Origin of the sequence: Uliginosibacterium flavum (genome assembly GCF_040566545.1) — a bacterium.
Classification (GTDB): Bacteria; Pseudomonadota; Gammaproteobacteria; order Burkholderiales; family Rhodocyclaceae; genus Uliginosibacterium; species Uliginosibacterium flavum.
Genome location: NZ_JBEWZI010000018.1, coordinates 61,855 through 79,772, shown reverse-complemented (window position 1 = coordinate 79,772; position 17,918 = coordinate 61,855). Strand labels below are relative to the sequence as shown.

General features: G+C 59.3%; 20 protein-coding genes. 12 read left to right on the top strand and 8 right to left on the bottom strand.

The window, feature by feature from the left end; all coding sequences use genetic code 11:
• The 5 genes from ABXR19_RS15445 to ABXR19_RS15425 all read left to right on the top strand — a co-directional run.
• Positions 1-1,313 (top strand): ATP-binding protein (locus ABXR19_RS15445; RefSeq protein WP_354602039.1); only part of this gene is annotated, 1,313 nt, incomplete at its 5' end.
• 58 nt (positions 1,314-1,371) lie between these two features.
• Positions 1,372-2,007, top strand: a complete 636-nt coding sequence (locus tag ABXR19_RS15440; RefSeq protein WP_354602038.1) for a septation protein A — start codon at positions 1,372-1,374, stop codon at positions 2,005-2,007.
• 3 nt (positions 2,008-2,010) lie between these two features.
• Complete coding sequence (locus ABXR19_RS15435) at positions 2,011-2,274, top strand: BolA family protein (protein ID WP_354602037.1); 264 nt, start codon at positions 2,011-2,013, stop codon at positions 2,272-2,274.
• 46 nt (positions 2,275-2,320) lie between these two features.
• A complete protein-coding gene (locus tag ABXR19_RS15430) occupies positions 2,321-3,103 on the top strand; it encodes a peptidylprolyl isomerase (protein ID WP_354602036.1) in 783 nt (260 codons plus the stop codon).
• Between the two features lie 67 nt (positions 3,104-3,170).
• A complete protein-coding gene (locus ABXR19_RS15425) occupies positions 3,171-3,962 on the top strand; it encodes an enoyl-ACP reductase FabI (RefSeq protein ID WP_354602035.1) in 792 nt (263 codons plus the stop codon).
• A 74-nt stretch (positions 3,963-4,036) separates the two neighbouring features.
• On the opposite strand, the gene ABXR19_RS15420 is transcribed toward ABXR19_RS15425, so the two are convergent.
• The 8 genes from ABXR19_RS15420 to ABXR19_RS15385 form a co-directional block, all read right to left on the bottom strand.
• Positions 4,037-4,216, bottom strand: coding sequence for a hypothetical protein (locus ABXR19_RS15420; protein WP_354602034.1), 180 nt, complete (start codon positions 4,214-4,216; stop codon positions 4,037-4,039).
• Positions 4,217-4,248: 32 nt separating this feature from the next.
• Complete coding sequence (gene lexA, locus ABXR19_RS15415; RefSeq protein WP_354602033.1) at positions 4,249-4,887, bottom strand: transcriptional repressor LexA; 639 nt, start codon at positions 4,885-4,887, stop codon at positions 4,249-4,251.
• A 183-nt stretch (positions 4,888-5,070) separates the two neighbouring features.
• The gene (locus ABXR19_RS15410) at positions 5,071-5,517 is read right to left on the bottom strand and encodes a hypothetical protein (RefSeq protein ID WP_354602032.1); all 447 of its coding nucleotides are present in this window, start codon (positions 5,515-5,517) and stop codon (positions 5,071-5,073) included.
• 12 nt (positions 5,518-5,529) lie between these two features.
• Entirely contained in the window at positions 5,530-6,747 is a 1,218-nt protein-coding gene (gene flgL / locus ABXR19_RS15405) for a flagellar hook-associated protein FlgL (protein ID WP_354602031.1), read from the bottom strand.
• A 4-nt stretch (positions 6,748-6,751) separates the two neighbouring features.
• Positions 6,752-8,689 (bottom strand): flagellar hook-associated protein FlgK, encoded by a 1,938-nt coding sequence (gene flgK, locus ABXR19_RS15400; protein ID WP_354602030.1) that lies wholly within the window; start codon positions 8,687-8,689, stop codon positions 6,752-6,754.
• Positions 8,690-8,977: 288 nt separating this feature from the next.
• Complete coding sequence (gene hrpA, locus ABXR19_RS15395) at positions 8,978-13,165, bottom strand: ATP-dependent RNA helicase HrpA (protein WP_354602029.1); 4,188 nt, start codon at positions 13,163-13,165, stop codon at positions 8,978-8,980.
• An 84-nt stretch (positions 13,166-13,249) separates the two neighbouring features.
• Positions 13,250-13,513, bottom strand: a complete 264-nt coding sequence (gene infA, locus ABXR19_RS15390; protein ID WP_354602028.1) for a translation initiation factor IF-1 — start codon at positions 13,511-13,513, stop codon at positions 13,250-13,252.
• Positions 13,514-13,635: 122 nt separating this feature from the next.
• On the bottom strand, positions 13,636-13,842 hold the full coding sequence (locus ABXR19_RS15385; protein WP_354602027.1) for a cold-shock protein: 207 nt from the start codon (positions 13,840-13,842) through the stop codon (positions 13,636-13,638).
• Between the two features lie 80 nt (positions 13,843-13,922).
• Between ABXR19_RS15385 and ABXR19_RS15380 the strand changes: the two genes are divergently transcribed.
• From ABXR19_RS15380 to ABXR19_RS15350, 7 genes are read left to right on the top strand one after another with little or no spacing between them, the layout of a single operon-like run.
• On the top strand, positions 13,923-14,192 hold the full coding sequence (locus ABXR19_RS15380; protein ID WP_354602026.1) for a hypothetical protein: 270 nt from the start codon (positions 13,923-13,925) through the stop codon (positions 14,190-14,192).
• Positions 14,193-14,243: 51 nt separating this feature from the next.
• Complete coding sequence (locus ABXR19_RS15375) at positions 14,244-14,504, top strand: BufA1 family periplasmic bufferin-type metallophore (RefSeq protein ID WP_354602025.1); 261 nt, start codon at positions 14,244-14,246, stop codon at positions 14,502-14,504.
• A 46-nt stretch (positions 14,505-14,550) separates the two neighbouring features.
• Positions 14,551-15,387: an MNIO family bufferin maturase gene (gene bufB / locus ABXR19_RS15370; protein ID WP_354602024.1), complete on the top strand. Its 837-nt coding sequence runs from the start codon at positions 14,551-14,553 to the stop codon at positions 15,385-15,387.
• On the top strand, positions 15,380-16,162 hold the full coding sequence (locus tag ABXR19_RS15365) for an HvfC/BufC N-terminal domain-containing protein (RefSeq protein WP_354602023.1): 783 nt from the start codon (positions 15,380-15,382) through the stop codon (positions 16,160-16,162). Before bufB ends, ABXR19_RS15365 begins: the two co-directional genes overlap by 8 nt.
• Entirely contained in the window at positions 16,159-16,638 is a 480-nt protein-coding gene (locus ABXR19_RS15360) for a DoxX family protein (RefSeq protein WP_354602022.1), read from the top strand. The genes ABXR19_RS15365 and ABXR19_RS15360 overlap by 4 nt, the downstream gene beginning before the upstream one ends.
• Positions 16,639-16,647: 9 nt before the next feature.
• Entirely contained in the window at positions 16,648-17,163 is a 516-nt protein-coding gene (locus tag ABXR19_RS15355; protein ID WP_354602021.1) for a sigma-70 family RNA polymerase sigma factor, read from the top strand.
• Complete coding sequence (locus ABXR19_RS15350) at positions 17,160-17,888, top strand: DUF3379 family protein (RefSeq protein ID WP_354602020.1); 729 nt, start codon at positions 17,160-17,162, stop codon at positions 17,886-17,888. The genes ABXR19_RS15355 and ABXR19_RS15350 overlap by 4 nt, the downstream gene beginning before the upstream one ends.
• Positions 17,889-17,918: the final 30 nt, after the last annotated feature.

The window sequence follows — 17,918 nt, the reverse complement described above, 5'->3', positions numbered from 1 at the left end:
GCCTGCCTTGGCCGCGCACCCTGCTGTGGCGCAGCTTCCTGCTGATCGCCTTGCTGCTGGGCGCCTCGCTGCTGGCCTGGTTGCAGATCTACAACTATTACGCACTGCGGCCACGCGCCGCCCAGACCGCACAGATGGTTGTGAGCATGGTCAATCTGACCCGCTCGGCGCTGATTGCTGCGGATGAAACCCAGCGCCTTGCACTTCTGCATGACCTGAACAGCATCGAAGGCATCCGCGTCCTGCCCGCTGAAAGTACAGACAAGCTTGTCGGGCTGCCCGATAGCAGCCCGACGCGCGCGCTGCAGGCATCGGTACGCAAGCGCCTTGGTGCCTACACCCGGTTTTCGGCAGAGCTGAATGATCTACCGGGCTTTTTCGTCAGTTTTCGTGTCGACGAAGAAGATCCCGAAGACGAGTACTGGATCATGCTGCCCAGGGAACGAATCGCTGGCCCCGCTGCAGCCGAATGGCTGGGCTGGGGGATTGCCGCAATCCTGCTGGCCTTGATTGCCGCCTATCTGGTGGTGCGCGGCCTGAATCGCCCGCTCAAAGCCCTGGAAAGCGCCGCACGCGCAATTGGCCGTGGCGAACCCGCCCCCAACCTGCCCGAACACGGCGCCAACGAAATCGCCGCGGTGGCGCAAGCCTTCAACCAGATGTCACAGGATCTGGCCGAACTGGAGTCTGATCGCGCCCTGATCCTCGCTGGAGTTTCGCACGACTTGCGCACGCCCCTGGCCCGCCTGCGTCTGGGCATCGAGATGTCCGGCGCCCACACGGATGACATCGCCGCGATGGGCCAGGACATCGAGGACATGGATCGCATCATCGGTCAATTCCTCGACTTCGCCCGCGACAGTCAGGCGGAACCGGCGCAGGATTGTGACATTGCTGCATTGCTGCACGATCTGGCTCAGGCTTCCCGGCGCCGGGGAACGCTCATCGAGCTGGACACCCCGGAACAAGTGATCGCCCCCGTGCGAGCTCAATCCTTGCGCCGCGCCGTCACCAATCTGATCGATAACGCCTTGCGTTATGCCGATACGGACCAGCCTCTAGCACTCCGCCTGCGGAACTTTCCGGATGGTCTGGAAATCGAACTCGCTGATCGTGGTCCGGGTATTCCGGCTGATCAGGCGGAGCGCCTGAAACGCCCCTTCACCCGTCTTGAAAGCGCCCGTAGCAATGCTCAAGGATCCGGCCTCGGACTGGCCATTGTGGAACGCATTGCCAAGTTGCACGGCGGCCACCTGGACTTGTTGCCTCGCGAAGGGGGCGGCTTGCGCGCGGTACTGAAGCTGAGGCTGTGACAACCGACAATCGGCGCACGATCAAAAACACTATCTCTCGTCTATAATCGGCCGCCAAATGAAGCTACTTTTCGATTTCTTCCCCGTCGCGTTCTTCTATGCCGCGTTCCAGTTTGCCAAGCACAACAAGGAACTCGCGGCCCAGAAAGCCTCTGAATGGTTCGGATTCATGGTCTCCGGTGGAGTCGTCGGGCCGAATGAAGCGCCGACCGTTATTGCAACAGTCGTCGTTGTCGTCGCCATCATGGGTCAGATTGTCTGGCTGTGGGCTCGCGGCAAAAAAATCGGCACCATGTCCTGGATCACACTGGGGGCGGCGCTGGTTTTCGGCGGGGCCACCGTCTGGTTTCACAACCCGGCCTTCATCAAGTGGAAATTCAGCATTGTTTACTGGCTGATGGCCACCGCCTTCTGGCTCAGCCCACGCCTGTTCGGCAAAAACCTGCTGCAGGCAATGATCGGTGACGGTGTCAAACTGTCCGACAAGGGCTGGCATGGACTGAACCTGGCCTGGGTGGGATTTTTCTACTTCATGGGCATTCTCAATCTTGTGGTTGCCTACAACTTCTCTGAAAACACCTGGTTCAATTTCAAGCTCTTCGGCAGCATGGGACTTACCCTGCTATTTGCCCTTGCTCAAGCGCTATACCTCGCACGCCATATGAAAAGCGAAACTTCGGCCGAGGACGCATGAAACATGCTTGAACAAATCCGGGCGCAATTGGCGCAACTGTCTCCAAGCATCTGTGAATTAACTGATGATAGCCAGCAGCACATTGGTCACGCAGGCGCCAAGGGTGGCGGGCATTACAGCCTGAAAATCGTTTCCGCCGCATTTGCAGGAAAATCTGCCCTTGCCCGCCATCGTATGGTGTATGCCACTCTCAGTACATTGATGAGCGGCGCCGTGCATGCGCTGAGCATCACAGCCTTAAGCCCGGACGAAGTTGAACGCGAATAAACCGCTGCAAGCTGTCCATTTTTCAATTGTTCAATCAGGAAATACCATGAAACTAAAGCTGACTTGTCTTGCCGTGGCGCTGACGCTGGCGTCTTCCTCCCTGTTTGCTGCAGAACCCAAAGCGCTCGGAAAAGTTAATGGCGTGCCGATTTCTGCTGCTGTTGGCGATCTGATGGCAAATGAGCAAATTGCGCAGGGAGCGCCTAACGACGAAGCGCTGCGCCGCGCCATCAAGGAGGAGCTTGTGCGGCGTGAAGTTCTGGCCCAGGAAGCGAAAAAGCGTGGTCTGGACAAAAAGTCTGACATTCAGGTACGCGTTGAAATGGCGCGTCAAGGCATCCTGATTGCGTCCTACATCAACGAGTGGGCCGTGGCCAACCCCATATCGGATGCGCAAATGCGCAGCGAATACGAGCGTCGCGTCGCTGACATGTCCAGTACCGAACACAAGGTGCGCCATATCCAGACACTCACTGAAGCAGATGCTCAGGCCGTGATCGCCAAATTGCAGAGCGGCGCGAAGTTTGCAGATCTGGCCAAGGACTCCGTCGATGCCGGCTCCAAGGATAATGGCGGCGATATTGGCTGGGTTTCTCCGAAAGGCCTGCCCCAACCCTTCGGTGATGCCGTGACAAAGCTGGAAAAGGGCAAGTTCACCACCGTCCCGGTACAAACGACCTATGGCTTCCACGTGATCATGCTGGATGAAACCCGCAAGGCAGTGCCGCCGACCTTTGAAGAAAAGAAAAACGAGCTGCGTCAGTATCTGGAACAGCAAGCTCTGAACGCGCACATCAAGACTTTGCTGGCCAAATCAAAAGTCGAATAAGCTCAGGATTGCCGGGGCCACGTGCCCCGGCACAAACTTCATCGCGCATGTTTGAATCGGGATAAAAATGGGGTTTCTGACAGGCAAGCGCATCCTGATTTGCGGGCTGCTGAGTGATCGATCCATCGCCTACGGGATTGCCAAGGCCATGCATCGCGAAGGCGCGGAACTGGCATTCACTTACCAGAACGAGCGTTTGCTTGAGCGCGTCACCGCAATGGCAAGAACTTTTGACAGCACCCGGATATTTCCCTGTGATGTGCAGGACGACGCACAAATTGCCGCGCTGTTCGATGCCATCAGCCAGGATTGGGATGGTCTGGACAGCGTGGTGCACTCGCTGGCTTTCGCGCCGGGCGAAGCACTAAAGGGCGATTTTCTGGAAGGTCTTTCACGCGACGCGTTCCGGATCGCCCATGATGTAAGCAGTTACAGTTTTGCCGCTCTGGCCAAGGCCGCACGTCCCTTGATGCAGGGCCGCAATGGCTCGCTGCTGACCCTTTCGTATCTGGGCGCGGTGCGCACCCTGCCCAATTACAACGTGATGGGTCTGGCCAAAGCCAGCCTGGAGGCGTCGGTACGCTATATCTCTGCAGCCGTGGGCCCGGAAGGTACACGCGTGAACGCCATCTCGGCTGGCCCGATCCGTACCATGGCCTCTTCCAGTATCGGAAATTTCGGCAAGCTGCTGACCCACACGGAACAGCAAGCGCCGATGCGCCGCAATGTGACGATTGAGGAAGTCGGCAATGCGGCAGCATTCCTGTGTTCAGATCTGGCGTCGGGAATTTCGGCCGAAATCATGTATGTCGATGCGGGTTTCAATGCTGTAGCAATTGGTAACGAGCAACCAATCTGATTTTCAGACTGGCCAATAAAAAAACGCTGCGCTAGGGCAGCGTTTTTTTATTGGCGAAGAATGCCGCTACGGATTCAGCGCAACAAACCCAGACGCGCTTCTTCATATTGAGCCAGCAAGCCCCAACTGCGCCCGCGCCGACGTACAACCTCAAGAATCGCCATCGGCTTGATGCTGAGTCGGGTACCGCTGCGCATCGTGGGTTGCATCATTTGCAGGCTATTGGGCAAAGCGTTGTGGAAGAGGTTTTTCATGAGAGGCTCCAGAGTCAAATAGGGGGCAGGAATCAATTACGGGCAAAGCCGTCGCGGATCAGGCCAACGGCAATCCCCTCGATCGCCAGCGAACTGCGTTGGGGATCAACCAGAATCGGTGAGAAATCAGGGTTTTCGGCGATCAACTCGATAATTCCGCCGGGCTGACGTTTAAGGCGTTTGACCGTCACTTCGTCATCCACGCGGGCTACCACAATCTGGCCGTCGCGCGCTTCGTTGCAGCGATGCACGGCCAGCAGATCGCCTTCAAGAATGCCGGCGTTGATCATCGAAAGCCCGCGTACGGTGAGCAAAAAATCGGCTCGTGGCGAAAACATCAGCGGATCGACCGGATAGTGACGCTGGATATGCTCTTGCGCGAGAATCGGCGCGCCTGCCGCAACCCGCCCCACCAGAGGCAGGCCGAAGCTTTCTTCGGCTTTTTCGCCACCCTCCTCCTGGATCAAGCGAATTCCTCGGGCGGAACCTGATTCGAGACGGATCACGCCTTTTTGCGCCAAAGCACGCAAATGGCTTTCTGCCGCGTTCGGCGAGGCAAAACCGAAGGCCGCAGCGATCTCGGCACGTGTGGGCGGCATGCCATCGGCGGCAATCCGGTCACGGATGAAGCTCAGGATTTCCTGCTGACGACGGGTCAATTCAAGGCTCATGACAAACTCGCTCAACAAACTGTATGTACGTACAGTACTGTAGTTTTGAACAGTTGTGCAAGTAGTATTTTTGTCAAAATATGCATGTGCGAAAAGCCGCATGCTGACTGCCTCTACAAGCATATGCCTTGCAAAGTCCTATGGGCACTGGCTGTACAGACAGGCCGTCTGGAGAAGCCCGCCCTACTTGGCTGCCAGCAATTGCACCTCGGCATAGGCAGTACGCTGCGGCAGGAAGATGCGGGAATCGACGGCCTCTTCGTAGCGCTGGATCTGATAGCCGGCCAGGCCTTGCTCGCGCGCCAGCGTCTCGGCGCGACGGGCGAGTACATAACGGGCTTCGCCATCACCGCCCAGATGCAGATACTGCATGCTGAGTTTGTAAAGCACCCGATTGTCAGGCAGGCGGGTTTCGACGATTTCCCAGTTCGGTGCGGTGGGATCCGTCACCATATAAACAGCCGCCAGCAGCAGACCAACCTGCACGATATCGGCATGCGCTACCGCATAGCCAGGGAAAATCCGCAAGGATCCCTTCGGGATAATCGAAGTCCTTCCCGGCAGGTCGCCGGAAAGACTGCTGCAGCCAGTGACGCTCAGTAGCAGCGTGAGGATCCAGCGCTTTTTCATCACATCAGTACCTCATGAAATGAAATTAAACAGCGACAGGCCGGAAATCTTGGCGAAAGTATTGCGCGCGGCCTCCAGATAAGTCTGCTGCTGCTGAAAATCAGAAATTGCCGAAACATAATCCAGGCCGACCAGACTTTCCAGACGATCCGCATACTGGATCTTCAGATCGTCGCCGACGTTTTGCAGCGCCTCCACCTCGACTTGCCGCGAACCGCTCTGGGAGCGCAAGCGCGACACGTTTTCCATTGCATTGTCGAGCCGCCCCAATGTGTCCGCCACCATCTGCGAGTAGCCAGGGTCACTCGTATTCTCCAGGCCCACCACGAACTGTTTGAGGGTGCTGAACATGTCGCTGGAGTCGCCCGGGGTCATCTGGAAAGTATCTCCCGTCGAAGGCGTTCCGGAGATCGCGACCTGAATCTCGGTTGTCGCGGCATTGCCCGGATCGGGCAAACCGATGCTCTGTCCTGAGGTGTAAACCCCGGAAGCCAGGGGAGCACCTGTCATGCCCGGATCTGCCACAGTGTCATACACATCGTAGGTCGTGGCGCTGCTGAACTTGATGCCGTAATGATCGCCCGTATACGCTGCTGGCCCCGATACCGTGCCATCGCTGACAACGGCCGTCGAAGAACTGGTGCTGCTGGTAAAGACCCCGTTGACAGAGCCAATATTCATGAACAACTCGTTGCCATTCACGCTGACCGGAATCTGCCGGGAATTGGACACAAGCAATGTGCGCACCCCTTGATCACCCTGATAGCTGACGCCCGACAGGTTGCCCGAAAATGCTTGGGTATCACCCTTGTAGCCGGAAAATTGATAGTCGCCAGACGCATCCTGATTATTGGCCAAGGCGAGCAAACTATCGAATTGCGCCTTGATATCCGTCGCAATCGATTGCCGATCGCTCAATGTCAGTGTTCCGCTATTACCAGCCTGGACAACACGCTCGCGCACGTAATCCAGCACATCATGAATTGCACCCAATTGGCTATCGAGGCTCTTCAGAGTATCCACCGCAGTGCCCTGATTCTCCTTCTGCACGGCCAGATGCGAGATTGACTGCGACACCTCCAGAGCACGTGCTGCCGCCACCGGATCATCGCTGGGCGCTACCACCCGCCGGCCGGTGGATAATTGCTGCTGGGTATGCAACACGTCGATCTGCTGGCGATTGATCGTCGCCACGTTGCTGTCATAGATGAGTGAAGTGCTGATTCTCATTGCATCACCCCATGATGGAAAGAATGTCATCAAACAGGGTGTTAGCCACCCCGATGCAGCGGGCTGCTGCCTGGTAAACCTGTTGATAACGCAACAGATTGGCCGCCTCTTCATCCAGATTCACGCCAGAGAGGCCCTGCTGCGCCTCTGTCGCCTGATCCAGCAAACCCTGCTGCGCACTGGCATTGACTTTGGCTTCGCTGGTCTGGCTCCCTACCTCGCTGACCATCTGCGAATAGGCAGAACCAAAACTCGTAGTGCCACCCAGCAGGCTTTTAGCCGACTGCAGCGAATAAAGAGCATTGGCATTGCGTCCGTCTTTGGTGCCACTCACATTGGTGCTGATCGTAAAACTGTCACCATTCGCCGGTCGGCCAGAAAGCGAAAATGTCAGATTCGGGTTCGTCAAGGTAACGCTGGCGCCCACCGCATTCGTCGACGGGTTGTAGGCAATTGTGGCAGGCACAGCACCAGTCACGTTGAACTGGTTGAGTGTCGAATCAAAAGTCAGCGTGATCGGAGTGGCAATATGCGCTGCCGCAGCAGGCAGAATCCCCGTCAGGCTGAGCGCCACCGGCTGCGTCAATGAGCCCGTACCGCTGTTGGTATTCGCTGCACTGGCAGCGACCGGTGAAGCCGCAGCGATCAGACGCGTATCCTGAATCGCCACACTGATATTGGCAGCAGCATAACGAGTGGGTTGAATCAGCACCCGATCGCCGTTCGCCATCGTGCCGGCGAAGGACAAACCGTCTACGGATGCCGGCAGCGTCGCGCCGCTATAGACCACGCCGCTGTCCGAAGTGCGGGTCAGCGAATAATTCGTACCATCGTAGGCAAGCACATAATCGTCAGCCGTCAGCCCGCCGACATCGGAGATCGTTGCCGTAACCGCAGCTGTCGAAGCCAGGCCAGTCACGAAATTCGGCAAATTTTGCCCTGCCGGTGACAAGGCCGTGAAATAATTGCCGCCCATCGCTCCGTCGAGGTCTTGCCCCAGCCGGTGCTGGGCGTTGAATTCCGTCACCAGGCTGATCGCAATACGCCCCAGTTCGTTCTGAGCCTTATCCAGCGAATCGCTCCGATAACTGAGCAGGCCACCCAGCGTCCCGCCGGAGAGCAGGTTCTCCGGGATGGGCACTACACCTCCGCCGATCAACTGAACCCCGACCGTTGAGCGAGTCGGATCCGTCGTCGATGGCGTCGTCGACAGCTGGAACACATCATTGCCCATCACCAGCGGCTGGCCCGAGCCAATGAACACATTGACAGAGCCATCGCTGTTACTGGATGTCGTCGCCTTGATCTGTTGATTGAGCTGGGCAACGATTGCATCGCGCTGATCAAGCAGATCATTGGCCGGAACATTCGGCCCGGCTGCCTGCGCCGTCACGATCTTCTGATTCAGGCTGGCAACCTGCTTGGCGAGTGCATTGATGTCGTCAACTGACTGACCGATCTGGGTTTCAACACCATCGCGAACTTCCTGAAAACGGCTCTGCATGGCCTGGAAGCGGGTCGCCAACGCTTCCGACGTCGACAACATGGACTGCCGCGAAGGCACACTACTCGGATCAGCGGCCACTTGCTGTACGCCACGAAAAAACTCTTCCAAAGCGGGCGTAAGGCCCGCCGTGGCGTCAGAGAGCAGATTGTCGACTTGCTTGATCTGGTTGTAATAGGTCTCGTACTCCACCCGAGAACTATCCGCAGCCAACACTTGTGCCGTCAAAAACTGACTGTAAATCCGCTTGACCGTTGCAATCTCGGTGCCCTGACCGAAGAAGCCAACACCGGTAAACATCGGGTCAGCCGTCGTCTGCACCACCTGCTGGCGGTTGTAGCCAGTGACGTTCGCGTTCGAGATGTTATGGCTGGTCGTATTCAATGCTGCCTGGGCGGCATTGAGTCCGGTAAGTGAAACGCTGAGAAGGCCAGCCATGATCGTGTGCTCCTGAAGCAATCTACGACCATGTATCGCAATACTGATGCCAACTCCGCTCCGCGGCCGGACAATACTTTCAAGTCATTGTTTTTATGTGACTATTTTTTTAAAGTTTACACTAGAAATGCACGCATCGCCTGCGGACAGATCGCCTCTCGCGAGTCGAGACGGCAAGAATTGCCGGTCCGACTCATCCCCTCCAAGAGCCGCTCCGGACGGGCCTCTCCAGCCATGTGTCGCGCACAGCGGCATCCCGCGCGGCTCTGCAGGCAGGCCGCTAAAAGATCAGCGTGGCCGGGCTTCCCAGATTTTCTGCAGGCGTTTCACGCTGACTGGCATCGGTGTTTTCAGCTCCTGCGCGAACAAGCCGACGCGCAGCTCTTCGAGCAGCCAGCGGAATTCGACCAGCTGCGGGTCGGTGACGCAGCCGCGCTGCATGGCGATCCATTCGCGTTCCCACGGCCCGGCCAGGGATTTCCATTCGGCCATCAGCTGCACGTCGCGGCCGGGATTGGTGCGCATCTTGTCGATCCGCACTTCGATGGCCTTCAGGTAGCGCGGAAACAGCGCGAGCTTCTCGAAGGGCCAGAACACCAGGAAGTTCTTAGGCAGCAGGCGACTCACCTGCCCTTGCACATCGCTGAGCAATTCGGGGAAGCTCTTCAGGCTGGCGAAGCGTTTCTGCAGCGAGGCATGCTCCGCCACCAGCGTGCTCACGAGTCGCATCAACTCCTGTGCGACCAGACTGACGCGGGTCTTGGCTTCGAGCACGCGCTGGTTGAAATCCGTCGGGTTCACCGGCACGGGGTCCATCAGGCAGGTACGGATCAAGGTCGCCTCGACCAGTTGCGCCTTCAGTTCGATATCCGTGCCGAAGGGCATGAATTGCAGCGCCAGTTCGCGCAGGCCCGGTAGGCGTTCCACCGCGCGCACCTGGTCCTTCATGGCCAGCGCAAACAGCCGCACCATGCCCTTGCGATGCACGCGCGCAGCTTCCTCTTCTGTGTCGTAGGGGCGCAAGCTGACCGAATCGCCATCGTCATGCAGCGCCGGGAAACCGATCAGATTGCGCCCCGCCACCTTGACTTCCAGCAGCTCGGGTAGTGGGCCGAAGCTCCAGCTCGTCAGGCCAGAGAGGTGCGCGGGTTGGTCTTCTTCAGCCGGAATGCCTGCAGAGCCACCCGGGGCCGACTTGTCCGCAGCACCTGCCTGAAGAGGCTTGCCCGATGCGGCTTTCGAGCCTGCCTCGTCCTTGCCTGCTACATTCAACGCGGCAAGTTGCGCGCCCAGCGAGCCGGCAACCTGCGCCGCACGGAATGCCGCCGCAGCCATCTCGCGCAAATGCAGACGCAGCTCGGCCAGATCGCGCGATTGCTCCAGCACGCGGCCATGCTCGTCGATCACGCGGAAATTCATGAAGCAGTGCGGATTCAGGTTTTCGGTGCGGAAGCTGGCCATATCCAGCTTGTAGCTGACGCGCTCTTCCACGAAACGCTGCAGCGTCTTGATCAGCGGCTCGTCCGGTTTGTACTCACCGGCGTCGACGAGTTCCAGGAAGGCCCGTGTGCTCTCGCTGATCGGCTGCAGGCGATGGCGGTGGCGCTGCGGCACGGTCTTGAGTAGCGCCGTGACCTTCTCTTCCAACATGCCCGGCACCAGCCATTCGCAGCGATTGGCCGGCACCTGATTGAGCATCGCCACCGGCACGGTCAGCGTGACGCCGTCATCGGACTCGCGCGGCTGATGCACGTAGCTGAGCTTGAGCTTCTGGCCCATCACCTCGAAATTCGCGGGGAATTTGTCGCTGGTCACGCCGGCCGCCTCGTGGCGCATCAGCTGCTCGCGTTCCAGATGCAGGCATTTCGGATTGGCGCGCTCGGCCTGCTTGCGCCAGGCTTCGAACATCCGCAGATCGGTGACTTCGGCCGGAATCTGAGCGTCGTAGAAGGCCTCGATCAGCGCGTCATCGACCAGCAAATCGGGCCGGCGCATCTTCTGTTCGAGGCGCTCGATCTCGGTGATCAGGCGCTGGTTGTGCTGGAAGAACGGCATGTTACGCGCCGCCGCTTCGTCGATCTCGCCGCCGACCAGGCCATCACGGATCAGCAGCTCGCGGCACAGCGCCGGATCTTCTTGGTCGTAATTGCAGGCGCGCCGGGCGTAGAGCGTGATGCCGTGCAACACGCCGCGCTCCCAGGCGCGCACGGCGCCCTTGGCCTTCTCCCAGTGCGGCTCATACACGCTCTTGCGCAGCAGATGCGCGCCGACTTCCTCCAGCCATTCTGGCTCGATCTTGGCGATGCAGCGCGCGAAGAGTTTGCTGGTATCGATCAGCTCGGCGGCCATCAGCCAGCGCCCGACTTTCTTCGCCATGAAGGAGCCCGGATGCGGCCAGAACTTGATGGCGCGCGCGCCGTTGAAGGCACCGACCCAAGGGCCGCTCGCATCCTCGATCTTCGAGCCGACATGCCCAAGAAGCCCAGCTAGCAATGCTTTGTGGATAGCCTCGTAGGAAGCTGGCTTTACGTCTGCCTTGGCGGGCACTGCGTCCTTCGCTGGCTTCTGTTCCGGCTTGTCGGCCTTCGGTGTCTTGTGAATCCAGCCATGCTCGGCACACAGCTCGTGCAGTTGCGTATGAATGTCGCGCCACTCGCGCATGCGCATCCAGGACAGGAAATTGGTTTTGCACCAGGCTTTCTGTTTGTTCGAAGATTCATGGCGCCAGACTTCATCGGCCGCCAGCCACAAATTCCAGTACCAAAGGAATTCGCTCTTCGGCTCCGCCTTGTCGTCGGGTGCCACGCGGAATTTCGCATGCGCCTGATCGGCTGTGCCGGGCTGCTCGGGCGGGCGATCACGCGGGTCCTGCACCGACAGCGCGGCGGCAATAACCAACACCTCGCGCAGGGCGCCACGATCCCGCGCAGCCAAAATCATGCGGCCAATCTTCGGGTCGAGCGGCATCTTGGCCAGCTCGCGGCCTATCGCTGTGAGCTCATTGCTGTCATCAACGGCGCCCAGCTCGTTCAGCAACTGGTAGCCGTCAGCGATCATGCGGCCACTCGGCGCATCAATGAAGGGAAAATCTTCCACCGCGCCGAGGCGCAGGGATTTCATGCGCAGGATCGCGCCGGCCAGCGAGCAGCGCAGGACCTCGGGCTCGGTGTGATTGGGACGCCGGTTGAAATCCTGCTCGTCGTACAGGCGGATGCAGATGCCGTCGGAGACCCGGCCGCAACGCCCGGCGCGCTGCTTGGCCGCACTCTGTGAGATCTTCTCGATCTGCAGCTGCTCAACCTTGTTGCGATGTGAATAACGGTTGAGCCTCGCCAGCCCGGCATCCACCACATAACGGATGCCCGGCACCGTCAGCGAAGTCTCGGCCACATTAGTCGCCAGCACCACGCGGCGCCCATTCGAGCGCGAGAACACGCGCGCCTGCTCCGGCGCCGACTGGCGTGCAAACAGCGAAAGAATTTCGGCGCCGGGCGGATGATCCTTGCGCAAGGCTTCGGCGGCTTCGCGGATTTCGCGCTCGCCCGGCAGGAAGACCAGCACATCGCCGGGGCCGACGCGTTGCAGCTCGGCCACCGCCTCGACGATGGCTTCGTACAGGTCGCGATTCTGATTACGATTCTTCGGCGCCGACACGCGCACGCCGGCACGAATCAGCGGCTTGAGAACGGGATCGTTTTCCTCTTCTTCGATCGGGCGATAACGCACTTCAATCGGATACAGGCGACCGGACACTTCGATCACTGGCGCAGGCTTGCCATCAATAGTGAAATGCCTGGCGAAGCGTTCAGCATCGAGCGTGGCCGAAGTCACGATGACTTTCATGTCCGGGCGGCGCGGCAGCAATTGGCGCAAATAACCCAACAGGAAATCGATGTTCAGGCTGCGTTCGTGCGCCTCGTCGATGATCAGCGTGTCATAGGCGGAAAGCGTCGGATCACCCTGCGTCTCGGCGAGCAGGATGCCGTCAGTCATCAGCTTGATGTAGGTATTGGGCTGGCTATGATCGGTGAAGCGAACCTTGAAACCGACTTCGGTGCCCAGCTCGCTGCCGAGTTCCTCGGCAATCCGCGTGGCGGTGGCGCGCGCAGCCAAGCGACGCGGCTGGGTGTGGCCGATCAGGCCGGCAACCCCGCGCCCGAGTTCGAGGCAGATCTTGGGAAGCTGGGTGGTCTTGCCGGAGCCAGTCTCACCGCAAACGATGATGACCTGATGCTCGCGGATCGCCTTGGCGATCTCTTCGCGTCGCTGTGTGACCGGCAGCTCGGCCGGAAAGCGCGGCTGCGGCAGCTTCTCAAGGCGAGAAGCGCGAGCGGCAATGGATTTTTCGAAGCGCCCACGTAGCGCTTCAGGCAGATCGGCAAGCGCACGCGGCCTCGACTTCAACTCGCGCAGGGCGCGGTGCAGAGCGAGGCGATCGCGGGTTAATACGAGGTCAAGCAGATCCGGAGCAGACATCCAGCAGCGCGCTAATCAGGCAAAACAGGCAGGGGCGCCATTCTACCTGCGGGGGCTGGACAAAGAACTGTCCTGGCCCGGATATTAGTGGCGACGACGCGGAGGAGGAGGACCACCAGCGCCACGACCTTCGATATGGCGGAACGTGATGCGGCCCTTGGAGAGATCATAGGGCGAGAGTTCCAGCGACACTTTATCGCCAGCGAGAATGCGGATGTGATGCTTGCGCATCTTGCCGGAGGTATAGGCAATCAGTTGGTGACCGTTTTCCAGGGTAACGCGGAAACGCGAATCCGGTAGCACTTCGTCTACCACCCCGTTCATTTCAATCAGCTCTTCTTTGGCCATGCGTACTTACCAGACAGAAAATGGAAAAAGAAAAATAAAAAGCCCGGCAAAAGCCGGGCTTTCCGGTAAGTCGGAATGCAGCGGGCAGCGCGTTAGCGCCTAGCCTGCTGCACGCTCCAACCTTACTCGGCCTCGCGAATGTTCGCGGCTTGCTCGCCCTTCGGGCCAGTAATGATGTCAAAGCTCACGCGCTGATTTTCTTGCAGCGTCTTGAAGCCCGAGCCTTGAATGGCTGAGAAGTGGGCAAAAAGATCCTTGCCGCCGCCATCGGGAGTGATGAAGCCGAAGCCCTTGGAATCATTGAACCACTTCACTGTACCTGTTGCCATGTCTTGTATATCCTGAAAAAATTAAAAAAATTCGGGGGACGCCCCCAGAGCGGATGCTCTGCGAAGCTCAAGACAGCGGGATGATGAAGGAGAAAATTTCCGGAGAACCGGGCACTTACGCCGGACAACAGCAGCACAACTTGAAAATCGCCCGCAAAGTATGCACATTCCTTCCGGACAATGCAAATGAAATCGACAATTCATTTACGCACGCTCCTGAAACCGCTCATTCTGCATTGCTCTCTACAAGAGGCTTAAGCGGTCATCAATCTCACATCCAGTTTATTTCGCGATCACCTGTAAGGATTCCGGCGCTGCCCCTGTCTTGTCGCATGAAGGCTTGGAAATAGCCTCGGCCAGCAGCGCATCCGGCACTGCGGCACCTGACAGGAGAGATTTACATGACCAAAACCGCCCTCGTATCCGCATCCCTTGTTTCCATCCTTGCACTGGCCGCTGTTCAGCCAGCCTTTGCAGCCGACGCCCCACAGGAAAAATGCTACGGCGTCGCCAAAGCGGGAGCGAATGACTGCGCCTCGGCAACGGGCGCGCATTCCTGCGCGGGTCAATCGAAGAAAGACAATGACCCGAACACCTTCAAGCTTGTCGCCAAGGGTACGTGCGAGAAGATGGGCGGCATGATGATGGCGCCGAAGAAGTAATTCGGGCCGCCGGGGCCGCCACGGGCGGCCCCGCTCCCAAGTCATCATGATCAACACACTCAAACCTCTCAGCATCGGCATCGGCCTGCGTGCGCCGCATTACCGCGCTGTGCTGGATGAGCTGCCTGCGCTCGATTTCCTTGAAGTCCACAGCGAAAATTTTTTCGCCGCTGGCGGAGCCGCCCTGCACACGCTGCAAGCCGCCCGCGCGCATTACCCGATCAGCCTGCATGGCGTTGGCCTATCGCTAGGCTCGGCCGATGGCCTGCGCGAGGTGCATGTCGACAGACTCGCGGCGCTGGTTGAACGCATCGAGCCCGCGCTGGTTTCCGAACATCTGTGCTGGGGCGCGATTGATCAGTTGCACATGGCTGACTTGCTGCCCTTCCCCACGACCCGTGCCACGCTTGACCTGCTCTGCGAGCGTGTCGATGCGCTGCAGACGCGCCTGCAGCGACGCGTCTTGATCGAGAACATTTCGGCCTATCTGCGCTTTCATGCCTCCGAACTGAGCGAGTGCGAATTCCTCGCCGAACTGACCCGCCGCACGGGCTGCGGCCTGTTGTTGGACATCAACAACCTCTACGTCAATGCACAGAATTTCGGCTTTGATCCGCTCGCGGAATTGCGCCAACTGCCGCCAAAGGCTATTGGTGAAATCCATCTCGCTGGCCATAGCCAGGGGGAACATTGCCTGATCGACACGCACGGCAGCCCGGTGTGCGAGGCAGTATGGGCGCTGTACCGGGCCGCCCTGCAGCATTGCGGCCCGGTGCCGACGCTGATCGAGCGCGACACCGACATCCCGCCATTACCGGAACTACTGGCTGAAGCGGCACATGCGCGGCAAATCATGCTGGAACAGGAGGCGGCCTGTGTCTGAGCTGCTTGCCACTCAGCGCGCATTTGCGGGCGCTATCCTGAATCATCAGGCTGAAGCAGGCCTGCTGGATTTTCTCGCCGGCAATCCCGAACACAATGCGGCGCTTATCGCGGTGTATCGCGGCAACGCGGTGGCCAACACGCTAGGGGCGCTGCGCCTGGCTTACCCGGTGAGCGAACAAGTCGTCGGCGAGGAATGCTTCGCCGAGCTGGCACGTCTGTATTGGCGCGCGCATCCACCCCAAAGCGGCGATCTCAACGAATATGGCGAGGCCTTTGCCGCCTTCATCACAAGCGTCGAAGAAATGACCGAGCTGCCTTGGCTGTCCGATCTGGCGCGTCTGGAATGGGCAGTGCATCAAGCCAGCATGACCGCCAACCATCTGCCCATCGGCATGGCAGCACTGGCTGGACTCACGCCCGCGCAGCTCGCCGTCAGCCGTCTGTGCTTACAGCCAGCGCTTCAACTGATCGCCTCGGATTGGCCCATCGCCAGTATCTGGCTGCAGCACCAGCCCAACCACGAGGGCGAGCTCGATCTGACCGGGCGTGGCGCAGAAGTCGCCCTCATCCATAGAGAGGAGCTTGCAGCCTTCGTCTGCAGCCTACCCCCTTGCGAAGCCTCTTGCATAAAGGCTTTGCAAGCAGGCTGCCCGCTGGAGCAGGCCCTGTGCGCCTCTGCAGACATCGACCCTCAATTCGACCCCAGCAGCTTTCTGCAACGCGCCTTTGCGCAAGAATTGATCATCGGCATCACGCCGGGAGAAACCCCATGAACATCCCCAAACTGCCTCCCGCGCTGCTGCGTGCCTATGGATTGACGCTTGACGCCCTGTGCGATGCGCTGTTGCTCGGCATTCGCGCCTATATCGTGTGGGTTTTCTTTCACGCTGGCCTGACCAAGATTGATGACTGGAGCAGCACCACTGCGCTGTTCCAGTACGAATACAGCGTGCCGCTGCTGCCGCCCGCCATCGCTGCAATACTGGGGACGGCGGGTGAATTGCTTCTGCCACCGCTCCTGCTGCTTGGCTTGGGTACGCGCTTTGCCGCACTGGGCTTATTCATCGTCAATGCCATGGCGGTGATCAGCTATCCGGCGCTGTGGGATTTCGAATGCCCGGCGGCGATTCAGTCGCATTTTTTCTGGGGCGCACTGTTACTGGTTGTGTTGACGATGGGCGGCGGACGTCTTGCTGCAGACCACTGGCTGCGCCGGATGTGCAGCCTCAAGAGCGCACAAAAAGATTGATAATCAGCCATGTTTTTCCAGAAATCTGCTCAGCGCCAGTTCGAACAAGTGGTCCGCGCCTACAGCCCGGATCTCTATCGTTTCGCCTACTGGCTTTCACGCGACCGTTTCCTCGCCGATGAACTGGTACAGGAAACCTTCGCCCGTGCCTGGAAGGCCTGGGATCAGGTGCAGGACCCTAGCAACCCCAAACCCTGGCTGATCAGCATCCTGCGCAACGAACACGCGCGCCTCTACGAGCGCAAACAATTCGACTATGTCGACGAAGCACCGGAAGAACTGGATCTGCCTGCCGACCACGACGCGTATGCGCTGCACGATCTGGAAAACCTGATCAGCAGCCTGCCGCTGAGCTTGCGCGAACCTTTCTTGCTGCAGGCGCTTGGCGGCTTTTCCTGTGCCGAAATTGCCACTCAACTGGCGACGACCGAAGGCGCCGTGATGGTGCGCCTGACCCGCGCACGCCAGACGCTGCAAGCCGCCTTCAAAGAAGATTCAAAGCCCCAACGGAGGCTCGCACTATGACCACATTCTCCCTCCACTTCGACTGTCTGCAGTTCCGCCGCGAAAAACTTGCCGACCCGCGCCATCTGCCGGCCTCCGCTCTGGCCCATCAAGCGCACTGCAGCCTGTGTCAGGCCTATGCCCGGCGCATTGATCAGGCCGAAATCAAGATCACCCAGACACTGAACGTCGCCATCCCCGAAGGCCTGGCCGAGCGCGCGATCCTGCGCGCCACGCGCGGCCAGAAAATTCAGGCACGGCCCTGGAAAAGCTGGGCCATGGCGGCCAGCGTTTTGCTGTGCGCGCTGATCGGCAGCAGTCTCTATTGGCAGCAAAGTACTGTCGTGCCCCTCAGCATTGCGCAGGCGGCCGCGCAACATATGCAGGACGAAGCGGACGAAATGGCCGCACACAGCTCCGAGCGTGTGGAGCGTTTCGGCCCCGTCTTGGCGAGTTTCGGCGGGCAGTTGCAGGCGCCAGTGGGTGATGTGCGTTACATCCAGCACTGCCCGATTCCCGGCCACGGCATGGGCTGGCACATCGTGTACGACACCCCGCAAGGCGCGATCACCCTACTGCTGGTCAATGGCAAGCCTGGCGAGCCCGACACCCAGACACTCGAAGTACAGGGGCGCATGATCCGGGTGCAGCGCGCCGGGCAAGGCTATTATGCCCTGATCAGCCACAGCCGCGCAGGCCTCGACGCCGCTCATCGGGATCTGCAGACCAAAGTGCGCTGGCTGTAGAGCCGCGCCCGTATTGGCTGTGCAGGCAGC

Coding starts and splice junctions, on each gene's coding strand:
- ABXR19_RS15435 (WP_354602037.1), top strand. CDS start 2,011: ATGCTTGAACAAATCCGGGCGCAATTGGCGCAACTGTCTCCAAGCATC.
- ABXR19_RS15385 (WP_354602027.1), bottom strand. CDS start 13,842: ATGGCAACAGGTACAGTGAAGTGGTTCAATGATTCCAAGGGCTTCGGC.
- hrpA (WP_354602029.1), bottom strand. CDS start 13,165: ATGTCTGCTCCGGATCTGCTTGACCTCGTATTAACCCGCGATCGCCTC.
- ABXR19_RS15360 (WP_354602022.1), top strand. CDS start 16,159: ATGAACATCCCCAAACTGCCTCCCGCGCTGCTGCGTGCCTATGGATTG.
- ABXR19_RS15375 (WP_354602025.1), top strand. CDS start 14,244: ATGACCAAAACCGCCCTCGTATCCGCATCCCTTGTTTCCATCCTTGCA.
- ABXR19_RS15355 (WP_354602021.1), top strand. CDS start 16,648: ATGTTTTTCCAGAAATCTGCTCAGCGCCAGTTCGAACAAGTGGTCCGC.
- bufB (WP_354602024.1), top strand. CDS start 14,551: ATGATCAACACACTCAAACCTCTCAGCATCGGCATCGGCCTGCGTGCG.
- ABXR19_RS15380 (WP_354602026.1), top strand. CDS start 13,923: ATGATGAAGGAGAAAATTTCCGGAGAACCGGGCACTTACGCCGGACAA.
- flgL (WP_354602031.1), bottom strand. CDS start 6,747: ATGAGAATCAGCACTTCACTCATCTATGACAGCAACGTGGCGACGATC.
- ABXR19_RS15350 (WP_354602020.1), top strand. CDS start 17,160: ATGACCACATTCTCCCTCCACTTCGACTGTCTGCAGTTCCGCCGCGAA.
- infA (WP_354602028.1), bottom strand. CDS start 13,513: ATGGCCAAAGAAGAGCTGATTGAAATGAACGGGGTGGTAGACGAAGTG.
- lexA (WP_354602033.1), bottom strand. CDS start 4,887: ATGAGCCTTGAATTGACCCGTCGTCAGCAGGAAATCCTGAGCTTCATC.
- ABXR19_RS15440 (WP_354602038.1), top strand. CDS start 1,372: ATGAAGCTACTTTTCGATTTCTTCCCCGTCGCGTTCTTCTATGCCGCG.
- flgK (WP_354602030.1), bottom strand. CDS start 8,689: ATGGCTGGCCTTCTCAGCGTTTCACTTACCGGACTCAATGCCGCCCAG.
- ABXR19_RS15425 (WP_354602035.1), top strand. CDS start 3,171: ATGGGGTTTCTGACAGGCAAGCGCATCCTGATTTGCGGGCTGCTGAGT.
- ABXR19_RS15420 (WP_354602034.1), bottom strand. CDS start 4,216: ATGAAAAACCTCTTCCACAACGCTTTGCCCAATAGCCTGCAAATGATG.
- ABXR19_RS15430 (WP_354602036.1), top strand. CDS start 2,321: ATGAAACTAAAGCTGACTTGTCTTGCCGTGGCGCTGACGCTGGCGTCT.
- ABXR19_RS15410 (WP_354602032.1), bottom strand. CDS start 5,517: ATGAAAAAGCGCTGGATCCTCACGCTGCTACTGAGCGTCACTGGCTGC.